Source organism: Frigoribacterium sp. PhB107 (assembly GCF_003751515.1).
Lineage (GTDB): Bacteria > Actinomycetota > Actinomycetes > Actinomycetales > Microbacteriaceae > Frigoribacterium.
Genome location: NZ_RJKU01000001.1, coordinates 302244 through 314524, shown reverse-complemented (window position 1 = coordinate 314524; position 12281 = coordinate 302244). Strand labels below are relative to the sequence as shown.

General features: G+C 73.8%; 8 protein-coding genes. All 8 read right to left on the bottom strand.

Going from position 1 to position 12281, the window contains the following annotated elements; genetic code table 11:
* Window positions 1-4047: a LamG-like jellyroll fold domain-containing protein gene (locus tag EDF18_RS01400; RefSeq protein ID WP_123545744.1), complete on the bottom strand. Its 4047-nt coding sequence runs from the start codon at window positions 4045-4047 to the stop codon at window positions 1-3.
* Window positions 4044-5474 carry a hypothetical protein gene (locus EDF18_RS01395; RefSeq protein WP_123545742.1) on the bottom strand — a complete coding sequence of 477 codons (1431 nt, stop codon included), beginning with the start codon at window positions 5472-5474 and terminating at the stop codon, window positions 4044-4046. The genes EDF18_RS01400 and EDF18_RS01395 overlap by 4 nt, the downstream gene beginning before the upstream one ends.
* Entirely contained in the window at window positions 5471-6076 is a 606-nt protein-coding gene (locus tag EDF18_RS01390; protein ID WP_123545740.1) for a hypothetical protein, read from the bottom strand. Before EDF18_RS01390 ends, EDF18_RS01395 begins: the two co-directional genes overlap by 4 nt.
* Window positions 6076-7755: a sugar transferase gene (locus EDF18_RS01385; RefSeq protein ID WP_199732297.1), complete on the bottom strand. Its 1680-nt coding sequence runs from the start codon at window positions 7753-7755 to the stop codon at window positions 6076-6078. Before EDF18_RS01385 ends, EDF18_RS01390 begins: the two co-directional genes overlap by 1 nt.
* 677 nt (window positions 7756-8432) lie before the next feature.
* Complete coding sequence (locus EDF18_RS01380; RefSeq protein WP_123545738.1) at window positions 8433-9458, bottom strand: glycine betaine ABC transporter substrate-binding protein; 1026 nt, start codon at window positions 9456-9458, stop codon at window positions 8433-8435.
* A complete protein-coding gene (locus EDF18_RS01375) occupies window positions 9455-10222 on the bottom strand; it encodes an ABC transporter permease (RefSeq protein ID WP_369878208.1) in 768 nt (255 codons plus the stop codon). The genes EDF18_RS01380 and EDF18_RS01375 overlap by 4 nt, the downstream gene beginning before the upstream one ends.
* A 14-nt stretch (window positions 10223-10236) precedes the next feature.
* Window positions 10237-11571, bottom strand: coding sequence for an ABC transporter ATP-binding protein (locus EDF18_RS01370; RefSeq protein WP_123545734.1), 1335 nt, complete (start codon window positions 11569-11571; stop codon window positions 10237-10239).
* Window positions 11558-12208: an ABC transporter permease gene (locus EDF18_RS01365; protein WP_123545732.1), complete on the bottom strand. Its 651-nt coding sequence runs from the start codon at window positions 12206-12208 to the stop codon at window positions 11558-11560. The genes EDF18_RS01370 and EDF18_RS01365 overlap by 14 nt, the downstream gene beginning before the upstream one ends.
* Window positions 12209-12281: the final 73 nt, after the last annotated feature.

The window sequence follows — 12281 nt, the reverse complement described above, 5'->3', positions numbered from 1 at the left end:
TCAGTTGCCTGCCTTCGTGATGGTCAGGTCGTCCCACGAGGAGACGACGGGTGCGTTGGTGGCGGAGGCCGACAGGTAGGAGTGGAAGCCCACCCGTCCCGCGGCCTGGAGGCCCGCCGTGGAGTCGGTCGCGGTCTTGGCCCACGCCGTCGGCTCGGTGCCGCCGGCGGCCCAGACCTTCGCCCGGACGGTCGTCGGCGACGTGCCGGTGACCTCGAGGGCGACGGCGATCTTCTGTCCGGCGACGTAGGTGAGGCCGGGCACGACGCTCTCGGTGCCGAGGACCGTCTGCGTGCCGTCCGCCGCCTGGCGGAACAGCGCGACGGCGACGGCGCCGTTGGCGCGGAACGTGACCTTGGCGCGGTAGTCGCCCTGGCCCGTCACGCCCCGGCCGATGACGGACGCGTAGACGCCCGCCCCGGTCGGCACCCTGTCGAGGGCCACAGTGACGCGGGTGGCCGCGTCGGTGGCCTGCACACCGTTCAGGTAGATCTGCGGCCCCGACCCGGCGGCCGCCATCTTGATCAGCCCGGCGCCCTGCGCGGTCGAGAACGACGAGACCGCGTTGGGGGTCGACCACGCGCCTCCGGTGTCCGCCGAGCCCCAGCCGCCCGTCGTCTGGCGCTCGAAGGCGTCGGCGGCGTAGGCGGTGGTGGCGGGCGGGGTCACGACCGGGGGAGTGACGACCACGGGGGCGGTGACGGTCACCGGCACCGTGGTGCTGGCCGTCGCCCCGTCGTCGTCGGTCACCGTGAGCACGACCTGGTACGTGCCCGCAGCCGCGTAGGCGTGCTGCACGGTCGCGCCGGTGCCGACCTGGCCGTCCCCGAAGTCCCACGCCCAGGAGGCGACGGTCCCGTCGGTGTCGGACGAGGCGCTGCCGTCGAGCGAGGCGGCCAGGTCGACCGAGGTGCTCGTGGCCGACGCCGTGGGGGCGACGTTCGCCGGGGCCGGCGGCGGGGTGACGACCCCGGTGCCGGCGTCGTGGTGAGCCGCCACCTGGGCTGCGGTCAGGGCCGTCGGGTAGACCGACACCTCGTCGATCGACCCGGCCACGTAGGAGCTCGAGGAGCCCCACGTGACGTCGCCGCCGACGTGCCAGCGACCGTTGTAGCCCTGCGCGCCGGTCTGCGGGTTCGTGCCCACGGCGACGCCGTCGACGTAGAGGACCATGCCGGCGCTCGACTGCGTGGCCACGACCTGGTGCCAGGCACCGTCGTTGTAGGCGCGGTCGGTCGTGATCGTGTTCGCCTGGCCGGTCCAGGTGCCGAACACGAGGCGTCCGTCGTCCTGCAGGTAGACGTGGCGGTCGTAGTTGCCCGAGAGCCCCTGCGCGGAGTCGCCGTAGCCGATCAACTTGCCGCCGGACGTGGACGTCGTCGAGAACCAGAGCTCGGTGCTGTAGGTGCTGGGCGCCTGCGCGTCCTGCACCTGGACGACCTGGCCCTGCTGTCCGTCGAAGCCGAAGGCCGAGCCGGTGCTGCCGAGGGCGCCGGCGACGCCCTTGGTCACGCCGCCCGTGATCAGGCCGGGCGCGGGCGAGGCCGTCGTCGAACGGGCGGTGCTGCCCGAGCCGGTGTCGTCGAGGCGCCAGTACAGCGACGGCTCGTCGGTGGTCACGGCCTTGCCGTAGGCGTCGGTCGGCGCGGCAGGGACGGACGAGGTGCGACCGGACGCGACCCAGTGGCCGTCCACCTGCGCGGCGCTGAGGACGGTCGGGTAGACCGCCACGTCCGCGACGTCGCCCGTGAACCAGTCGCTGCCGGCGTTCGGCCAGCCGCCGTTCGAGTCGCCGCCCACGCGCCAGAAGCCCTTGTAGGCCTGGGCGCTGGTCACGTCGCCTCGCGAGGCGACCTTGACGCCGTCGATCGACAGGCTCATGCCCGACGAGCCGAGGCTCGCCGTGGCGAGGTGCCACGTCCCGTCGTTGAGACCGGGCGAGCTCGAGACCGTCGCCGTGCCTCCGGGGTAGACCCCGAACGTGACGCGTCCCTCGCCGTCCATGTAGACGTGCCGGTCGTAGCTCGACGAGTTGCCCGTCTGGCGGTCGCCGAAGCCGACGATCTTGCCGCCGGACGTGCTCGTGGTGCGGAACCACGACTCGACCGTGAAGGTCTGGGGTCCGTCGACCGGCGAGTTCGCCGAGGCCGTCGATCCCTGCTGCCCCTGGAACGAGGCGGCCGTCGTGCTGACCGGGCCGGTCGTGCCGCGCTGGACGGCGTCGGTCGCGGTGGCGTCGGTGAACCCGACGTGGTCGTAGACGGCCGTGCCGGAGGGCTCGCCGAACGTCCACAGGCTGGTGGCGCCGTCGGCAGCCACCGCCTTCTCGTACGGGTCGCCCGCCGACGAGGACACCGTGACGGCGTCGGAACGCGAGCCGGTGAAGGTGTTGCCCGCGGCGTCCGTCACCGACACGCGGTACGTGTGGCTGCTGCCGGGGGCGAGGCCGGCGTCGACGAAGCCGAGGGTCGGGAGGCGCCAGAAGCGCGAGTCCGCCACCTGGGTCGCGACGGGGGTCGTGCCCGAGTCACGGAACAGGCTGTAGGTCAGGCTGCCGTCGTCGTAGTCCCAGGTCGTGGGGAACGACACGCGGACGCTGCCCGACGCGAGCGAGAGGCCCGTGGGCTTCATCGGCGCGTACTGGGGAGCGACCTTGTTCGGCGCGGTGTCGCGCGTGGCGAACGTGGCGAGGCCCTGCTGTGCCTTGCCGTTCACCTGCGTGAACTCTCCGCCCATGACGAGGTACTTGGCGGTGCTCGACGAGGCGCCGAGCGACCAGCCGCCCTGGTACTGCTTCGTGTACGAGCCGGAGTTGACGAGCGGGTACCACGGCAGCTGGGTCGGGGTGGCCTGGCCGGAGTAGATGCTGCCGACGCTCGGACCTCCCTGGTCGGTGCCGGTCGCGACGGTCGTGTTGGCGGTCGCGCGCTTCCAGACGGACGGCGACTGCTCGGCGAAGGCGCCGACCGAGGTGCAGTCGTGCGAGTGCGAGACCGCGTAGGCGACCTGCCCGATGACGGCCGTGCCGTAGCTCGCGCCGTAGCAGTTGTCGAGCCAGACGAGGGCGCCGGTGTCGAAGCGAGCCGCGAAGCGCCCGTCGAACCAGTGGCCGCCCTCGCCGTTGCCCGTCGCGTAGATGACGCCGTCCACGACCGTCATGTCGGTCACCCAGGAGCGGTTGGATCCCTGCTGCGCCGAGACGGGCTTGGCCTCGAAGGGCTGGATCGCGCCGACCGAGCCGTCCACCGCGCCGATGCCGACGATCGGCTGGCCGCCGATGGTCTGGAACCGACCGCCGATGACGACGCGGCTGTCGTCGGGGGCCGCCACGACGGCCTGGGTGATGTTGTCCGTTCCGGGGTTCCACGCCGTGAGCGTGCCGGTCGCGGTCGTGAAGGCGGCCGCGTTGGCGCGGGCCTTCGAGCTCGCTGTGCCGAACGAGCCGACGACGTAGACGGTCGTGGCGGTCGGGGCGATGCCCCACACGGAGCCGGAGATGGAGGCCGAGAACGACGTCTTCAGGGCACCCGTCGAGACGGTGAAGGCCGCGATCTTGCTCTTGGCGACGCCGCCCACGGTCGAGAAGTCGCCGCCGACGTAGAGGGTCGCACCGTCGGGCGAGACCTCGACGGAACGGCCCTGCGCGCTGAGGTTCGGGTTCCAGGGCAGGATCGCGCCCGTGCGGACGTCGAACGCCATGGCGTTGTTGCGGGTGACCGAGTTCTGCCCCTCGGCGCTGCCCGAGGGCCGGGCGGCCGTGAAGGCGCCGACCGCGTAGGCCGTGGTGCCGACGACCGCCGTGCTCCAGACGACGCCGTTGATCTGCGGCGTCGGGAGGACGTCGGAGCTGACGGTGGCCGTGCTCGCGGCGGCGGCGCTGCCTGCCGGGGAGCTGCTGGTGTAGGCACCGGTGACGGTCATGCCGGGCGCGGCAGCCGTCGCCGCCGAGGCGGCCGTGGGCGCCCAGGCGAGGCCCCCGGCCACGAGGGCCGTCAGGGCGAGGACGCCGACGGCCGAGCGGGCCGTTCGACGAGGGGTGGGGGTCATGGTCGTGTCTCTCCGGTCAGGGTCTCGGGCGAGCAGTCTGCTCGTCCGCGGTCGGGTGCGGGTCGGGTCGTGAGGGCGAGGGGGCGGTCGATGGGGTCGGACGTAGGGGGAGGAGGTTCGAGGTCGTCGGGACGGGGGCGGCCCGGCACGGCGGCCGCGTCGCCGAGGCTGGTCACCACGCGCCGCACGAGCAGCCCGCCGAGCACGCTGCCGGCGCACAGCGCGAACGGCACCGCGGCCGGGGGAGCGCCGACGCCGAGGACGGCGACGGCGGCTGCGAGGGAGAAGAACGAGTCGGCGACGCGCACGGCGAGCACGCGGGCCTGACCGCCCCGGACGGCCGCGAGCGACCCGTACGGGGTGACGGCCGCGACGCTCACCGCGTACGCGGCCCACCCGGCGACCGCGAGGGTGTCGAGCGGCCGGCCCGCGACCAGCTCGCCTGCGACGGGCGCCAGCAGCACCGCGACGGCACCGACGGCGAGGGCGCCGACGAGGAGCCGCAGCACCGCCCGGTCGGCCCGACGCACGAGCGTCCGGGTCGGCACGGCGTGGGCCACGGCGAAGGTCGCGAACAGGTAGGTCGACAGGCCGCCGACGAGCAGCAGGACGGGCGCCACGAACACGCGGGCCGCTTCGAGGTCGCCCGTCGCGACCGTCCCGACGAACAGGACGACGAGGAGGCGCGTCACGGTCAGCAGGGACGGTCGCACGACGGCCTGGGCTGCGCGGAGCGACCCGTAGGCGGCGACGATCCGCACCCCGCTGTGGCCGGTCGCCCAGCTCGGCGAGGCCGTCGCCGCCCGGCGGGGGCCAGCGAGCGCGAGCGCGGTCACGAGGGCGACGGACTGCCCTGCGCCGAGCGCGGCGAGCGGCAGCAGCAGTCCCGTGGTGCCGCCGACCGCGAGCAGGCCGGCCGTGCCGAGCAGCGCGCCGAGGCCGGTGAGGTCGACGACGACGAGCCGCCAGAAGCGCAGCTGCGCCATCAGGAGGCGCCGCGCGACCTCCTCGGCGGCGAAGGCACCTGCGGCGAGGGCGAAGAGGGCGGCCTGGGCCGGCTCGAGCACGCCGGAGGCGCCGATCGCGACGCCCGCGACCGCCGGGGCGGCGAGGCACCAGACGGCAGCCCAGGCCAGGAGCCCGCGGCGGACGTCCGCGGAGCCACGGTCGAGCACGGTCAGCGAGTCGCCGACGAAGCCGCTGGCGAGGGCGGCGAAGACGACGACGACGCCGTACAGCACGGCGTACACGCCCCAGTCCGACGGCGCGAGCAGGCGCACCGCGACGATCTGCCCCGCGAGGCCGAGCAGCGCCTGCGTGCCCTGGCCGCCCAGCGCGCCGAGCACGTCCGACCGGCGGCGCGGCCGAGGCCGTGCCGCCGGGGCCGCGCCCTCCCGGCGCACCCCGTCGTGCGTCGAGACGGTCATCGGGGGAGGCTCCCCGTGAAGGTGGCCGGCGCGTGGACGCCGTCCAGGTCGAGGTAGAGCGTGGCCTGGTCGCGGCGGTCTGCCGGAACGACGAAGGCGTACCGGGCGGTGACGTCGGCGCCCGCGGCGACGACGCTGTCGAGGTCGGCCACGTCGACGTCGTCGTAGAGCGGTGCGGAGGGGACCGCGTCGCTGCCCGCGCGCAGGCTCGGGACGACCGACGTGAGGTCGACGTCCGCGTCGGTGCCGTTGTGCACCGTGACGGCGAAGACCACGTAGGGGGCCCCCGTGACCACGCCGGCGCCGGTCGCGGTCACCGTGCCCTGGTCGACCGCCTCCGTGGTGACGGTCAGGCCGTCCGGGTAGTCGACGGAGTCGGCGAACGGGACCACGTCGGCCTGCACGCGGTCGTCGGGCGCCGCGGCACCGTCGCGCTCGACGGCCGGGGCACCGGTCTCGGTCGTGACGTACGCAGGGGCGTCGATCCCTCCTCCGCTGGCCGTCGCCTCGTTCGACCCGGTCGTGACGACGACGGCCACCACGACGGCTGCGGCCAGCACGACCACGCCGGCTCCGGACAGGAGCAGGGTGCGGCGGCGCATCAGTAGGCCCCGTCGTGACGGAGGAGCACGCGGACCGTGCGCCACATGATCACGAGGTCGGCGGTGAGCGACCAGTTCTCGACGTAGTACAGGTCGAGGCGGACGCTGTCCTCCCAGCTGAGGTCGCTGCGGCCGTTGATCTGCCACATGCCGGTCAGGCCGGGCTTGATGTAGAGCCGGCGGTGCACGTGTCGCTCGTAGTCGGCGACCTCGCGGGGGAGGGGCGGCCGGGGGCCGACGACGCTCATGTCGCCGCGGACGATGTTCCAGAGCTGGGGCAGCTCGTCGAGCGACCACTTCCGCAGCAGGCGTCCGACGCGGGTCACACGGGGGTCGTGGCGCATCTTGAACAGCGGGCCCGCGCCCTCGTCCGCCGTGCCGAGCGAGCCGAGCAGCTGCTCGGCGTCGACGACCATCGACCGGAACTTCAGCATCTCGAAGGTGCGGCCGTCGCGGCCCACGCGGCGCTGTCGGAACAGCACCGGCCCGGCGCTGTCGAGCCGGACGACGAGGGCGAGGACCAGGAGGAGCGGCGCGAGCACCACGAGGGCGCCCCCGGCCAGGACGAGGTCGGACACCCGCTTCATCGCGTGGCGCGGCCCGTCGAACTCGGGCAGCTCGACGTGCATCAGGGGAAGTCCCTCGACGGGACGGAAGTGGATGCGGGGGCCCGCGACGTTGGTCAGCCGGGACGCGAGGACGAGCTCGGTGGCGCGGCCCTCGAGGGACCAGCCGAGGTCGCGGAGCCAGTCGCGGCCCCGGCCCGCGTCGCCGGCGACGATCACGCTCTCGGCGCTGAGGCGCCAGACGGCACGCGGCACGTCGTCGAGGCCAGCGACGACGGGGACGACGCGGTCGCCGACGACGACGCCGGAGCCGTCACGGTCGCCGTCGGTCAGAGCTGCCCCGACGACGTCGTAGACGGCGCCGCTCGTCGCGTCGATGCGGTCGACGACGTAGGCGACGTCCTCCCGGCTGCCGACCACGACGGCGCGGGAGAGGAAGTGGCCGGCGCCGCGCTGGGCCTCCAGCCACCGGCGCATGCCCCACCGGCCGAGCACGAGGCCCGCGCCGCCCGCGGGCAGCGCGACGAGGAAGTACTCCTGGCCGCCGACGTGCCCGGCGACCGAGAACCCGACGGCGACGACGACGAAGGCGAGGACGCTGGCGCTGCCCACGCGCTTGTACTCGAGGACGCCGCTGCCGACGACGGCGAGGTCGCGGCTGCGGTAGAGGGCCAGGGCGGCGGTCCAGACGACCGCCACGACGAGAGGGAGCCAGAGCGCCTCGAGGACGCCGGCCACGACCGCCGAGGTCGAGCCGGCGCCCTGGTCCACCAGGTCGTCGAGCACGTCGACGACCGCGGCGGCGACCACGCTGGCGGCGACGACCGCCGTGTCGAGGACCCGGAGGCGGCGGCGGTAGCGCAGCGCCCACCGGGCGCCGGTGAGCGTCTCGGCGGCGGGCTCGGCGAGGGGGGCCGACGTCCGCGCGGGATGCGCCGACCCGGCCGCAGGCTCGGTGGTGACGACGGAGGCAGGGGCGTCGGCCGAGGGCGCGAGCAGGTCGACGGGCTCGGCCGATCCGTCGAGGACGGGACGCACGGACGCGGAGGAGGAGGACCCGGCGGGGCGGCCGGAGGGCAGGAGGGTACGGAGGGACGACGGGCTGCTGGGCATGGGGGACTCGTGCTCGGGTAGGCGACGAATGACACCGTCGCCGATTCGGGCGGCGACGGGCAACGGAACAGCCGTCCGGTCGGGATTCGGGTCCGTCCGGACGACGGGGGTCGACGGCTCGTCTGCGGGCGGCCGCGGGTACGGCAGCAGGCGACGGACGTCGCTGGGCGCCGCCGACGACGGGTGATCGTCGGCAGGGCCCGTTCGGGTGGGTGGAGCGGTTCGGGTGGAGCAGTTCGGGTGTGGCTCTCCGGGGCGGTGGGTGCCGCTGCCGGTGACTCGACTCTAAGGCGGGGGACCCCCCGGGAGGGGACCCCCCGTTCGGGGGTTCCCCTGCCCCCCGCACGTGGGACACCGCGACGCGTCACCCCGGGCGAGTCGCACCCGGGTCACCGCCCGCCGGGCGACCGAGAGGCGCTCTCCCCGCCGCCCGCCGTGAGGCGCCCCGGCGTGGCGACCTCGCGTGACGACGTGCTATCGCCTGGTCAAAGGCACATTCGGACTCATTTCAGGGCCCATCGGTGCAGATGCCGATCGACGACCGAACGACGACAGCTGTCGTTCAGACCGGGTGACGCACCCCCTCGTCCCGCACACGGGGGACGGCGAACGGCAGGTGTCGCCACCTGCCGTTCACCCTGCGTCTAGCCCGTGTTAATCACCCCGCGGGCGATGTCTCACGGGCGTGTCACGAAGCCCTTCTCGACCATCCAGTCGAAGGCGACGTCGGCGGGCTCCTCGCCCTCCACGTCGACGCGGCGGTTCAGGGTGCGGAGCTCGTCGTCCGTGAGCGCCGGCGAGATCTGCTCGTAGACCGCGGCGAGCTGAGGGTAGGTCGCCAGCACGTCGTCGGTCAGCACCGGGGCGACGTTGTAGGCGGGGAAGAACCCCTGGTCGTCCTCCAGCACGGTCAGGTCGAGGGAGTCGATGCGCCCGTCGGTCGTGAAGACCTCGCCGAAGTTGCACCGGCCGCGGTCGGTGGCCTCGTAGACGGTGCCCGTGTCGAGGATGCTCACGTTGCTCGTCGGCACCCCGTCCGCTGCGCCGAGCTCGAGGCCGTAGCGCTCGAGCATGGGGGCGAAGCCGTCCGCCCGCGAGTTGAACTCCGCCTCGACGCAGAACGTCCGCTGGTCGACGGGGAGGGCCGCGATCTGCGACAGCGTGGCGACGTCGCCCAGCTCGGCCACCGCCTCCGACCGGACCGCCATCGCGTAGGTGTTGTTGAGCGGTGCGGGCTCGAGCCAGACGAGGCCGTTGGCCTCGTCGGCGTCGCGCACGGCCTCGTACTGCTCCTGCTTGTCGGGGATGCCCGCCGCCTCTCCGAGGTAGGTGAGCCAGGCGGTGCCCGTGTACTCGTAGGTCATGTCGGCGCCGCCGTCCAGCATGAGCTGGCGGACGGCGACGCTGCCCGGCACGTTGGTCATGTCGGTGACCTCGAAGCCGGCGGCCTGGGCGGCGAGCACGGCGATCTTGCCGAGGATCAGCTGCTCCGTGAAGTTCTTGGCCGTGACCGTGATCGCGGCGTCGTCCGGGAGGTCGTCGATCGCCTCGATCGATCCGGGCGCCACGGCGGGCACGAAGGCGGTCGCGGGCTGCAGCCCGCAGCCCGTCAGGAGGGCCGCGGACGAGGCGGCAACCACTCCCAGCAGGGAGGCGCGGCGCAGCGCCCGCAGGCGGGGACGTCGGTCGTCGGTGGGGGTCATCGGAGGCCCTTCGGTCGGGCGACGTGCTCGACCACGCGGCCGAGCCAGTCGATGAGCAGCGCGAGGAGGGCGACGAGCAGGGCGCCCGAGACGAGCACCTTCGGCAGGAACAGGTTGACGCCGGTCGTGATGAGCAGCCCCAGACCGCCGGCGCCGATGAACGTCGCCAGGGCCGCCGAGCCCACGAGCAGCACGAGGGCGGTGCGGATGCCGGAGAGCATGACGGGCACGGCGAGCGGCAGCTCCACGCGGAACAGGACCGAGGCGGCGGACATCCCCATGCCCCGACCGGCCTCGACGAGGCGAGCGTCGACGCTCTGCAGGCCGACCATGGTGTTGCGCAGCACGGGCAGCGCCGCGTAGAGCACGAGGGCGATCACGGCGGTCCAGAACGAGAAGCCGAGCCACAGGGCCAGCAGCACGATCAGGCCGACGGCGGGGGCCGCCTGCCCGAAGTTCGCGAGCACGAGGACCGGCCCGGCTGCGCGCCGGAACGGGCGGCGGGTGAGGAGGACACCCAGGGGCACGGCCAGGACGAGCACGATGGCGGCCGACGCGAAGGTGAGCGCCAGGTGCTCGCCCGTGTAGGTGACCAGCGCGGACGGGTTGAGGGTCGTGCGCTCGGCGGTCGTCAGGTCGGCGGTCGAGAGCCAGACGCAGAACGCGGCGAACACCACGGCGACGGCGGCCGGCTGGACGACGAGGCCGAGCCACGACGGCCGGGCGCGCCGGGGGCGGCCGGCGGAGGAGGAGGCGGCGGGCACGTCCGCGACGGCGGTCACGGACGGTCCCCGGCCGGGCCCGCACCGTCGGCGACGCGGTCGCCCTCGGCCTCGGCGCCCTCGGCAGGGTCGCCCTCGGCGGCGAGCGGCGCGTCCCGCGGCTGCCCGACGACGGGCAAGGGGCCCGTGTTCGTGCCGACCGGGGCGCCCTCGAGCGCCACGGCCGCGGCCTTGCGTGCCCGCGTGATGGCCTCCATGACGACCTCGACCGTGATGACGCCGACGAAGGCGTCACGTCGACCGGTGACGAGCGCGGCGCCGGCGCTCGAGACGAGCATCGTGTCGAGGGCGTCGTTGAGGGTGGCGCCGCTGCCGATCACGGGCAGCTGGGGATCCGTCCCGTCGGGGACGACGTCGAGGCGCGAGAGCTGCCGCAGCGACGGCCAGCGGACGGGGCGGCCGCGGTCGTCGATGACGACGGCGTGCTCGTGCCCCGCGGCCTCGACGCGGGCGGCCACCTCGCGGCCGGACTCACCGGCCTTGGCGACCACCGCCTCCGCCAGGTCGACGTCGCGCACCCGGGTGAGCGTCAGCTGCTTGAGCCCCGCACCGGAGCCGATGAAGTTCTCGACGAACTCGTTCGCCGGCTCGGCGAGGATGCGCTCCGGAGTGTCGTACTGCACGATGTGCGCGCCCTCGGAGAACACCACGATCCAGTCGCCGAGCTTGACGGCCTCGTCGAAGTCGTGCGTGACGATGACGATCGTCTTCTGCAGCTCGTGCTGGATGTTGATCAGCTCGTCCTGCAGGCGCTGGCGCGTGATGGGGTCGACGGCGCCGAACGGCTCGTCCATGAGCAGCACGGGCGGGTCGGCGGCGAGGGCCCGAGCCACGCCGACGCGCTGCTGCTGGCCGCCCGACAGCTCCCGGGGGAAGCGGTCGCGGTAGGTCGCCGGGTCGAGCGAGACGAGCTCGAGCAGCTCGTCGACACGCGCCGTGATGCGGTCCTTGGACCAGCCGAGCATCTTGGGGACGATCGCGATGTTAGCCGCCACCGTCATGTGCGGGAACAACCCACCGGCCTGGATCACGTAGCCGATGCGGCGGCGCAGCTCGTCGCCGTCGATGTCGGTGACGTCGTCGTCGCCGAGCACGACCCGGCCCTCGGTGGGCTCGATCAGGCGGTTGATCATCTTGAGGGTGGTGGTCTTGCCGCAGCCGGAGGGGCCGACCAGCATGACGATCTTGCCCGCGGGGATCTCGAGGGTGATGCCGTCGACGGCGGGGGCGGCCTGTCCCGGGTAGCGCTTCGTGACCTGGTCGAGCAGGATGCTTCGGCCCGACGCCTCCGTCACGGACGAGGAGGCGGTGGGGGAGTCAGTTCTGGACACGGATGCCTCTCGAGATGGTCAGGCGGCCGAGGCCGACGAGCAGGAGGTCGAGCACGAGGGCGAGGACGACGACGCCGACCACCCCGGTGACCACGGAGGCGAGCGCGTTCGCGCCGCCGGCTCGGGACAGGCCCGAGAAGATGAAGCCGCCGAGGCCGGGCCCCAGCGAGTAGGCGGCGACGGCGGCGATGCCCATCACCATCTGCGCGCTGACCCGCACGCCGGTGAGGATGACCGGCCAGGCCAGCGGCAGCTGGACCTGCACGAGGGTGCGGAGGCTCCCCATCCCGATGCCCCGCGCGGACTCGACCAGAGCCGGGTCGACCTGGGTCAGGCCCACCACGGCGTTCCGCAGCACGGGCAGGGTCGCGAAGAAGGTGACGACGACGACCGCGGGCACGACCCCGAAGCCGAGCGGCACGATCAGGAGGCCGACGACGGCGAAGGAGGGGAGGGTCAGGCCGATGGCCGAGACGCCGTTCGCCACCGCGGTGAGGGCGGGCACCCGGTACACGAGCGCGGCCAGGACGACGGCGATCACCACCGCGAGCACGAGGCACTGGACCACCAGGGAGAAGTGCTGCCACGAGGCGAACCAGATCTGGTCCCACCGCCCCGTCACGTAGTCCCACGCCATCTGATCCCCGTTCCTCGTCACTCGCTCATCGACCCGTCCGCACGAACGCCCGGCCTGGACCGGGCGTTCGGCG

Excerpts from the sequence above, each read along its gene's own strand:
- EDF18_RS01400 (WP_123545744.1), bottom strand. The coding sequence starts at position 4,047 with ATGACCCCCACCCCTCGTCGAACGGCCCGCTCGGCCGTCGGCGTCCTC.
- EDF18_RS01395 (WP_123545742.1), bottom strand. The coding sequence starts at position 5,474 with ATGACCGTCTCGACGCACGACGGGGTGCGCCGGGAGGGCGCGGCCCCG.
- EDF18_RS01390 (WP_123545740.1), bottom strand. The coding sequence starts at position 6,076 with ATGCGCCGCCGCACCCTGCTCCTGTCCGGAGCCGGCGTGGTCGTGCTG.
- EDF18_RS01385 (WP_199732297.1), bottom strand. The coding sequence starts at position 7,755 with ATGCCCAGCAGCCCGTCGTCCCTCCGTACCCTCCTGCCCTCCGGCCGC.
- EDF18_RS01380 (WP_123545738.1), bottom strand. The coding sequence starts at position 9,458 with ATGACCCCCACCGACGACCGACGTCCCCGCCTGCGGGCGCTGCGCCGC.
- EDF18_RS01365 (WP_123545732.1), bottom strand. The coding sequence starts at position 12,208 with ATGGCGTGGGACTACGTGACGGGGCGGTGGGACCAGATCTGGTTCGCC.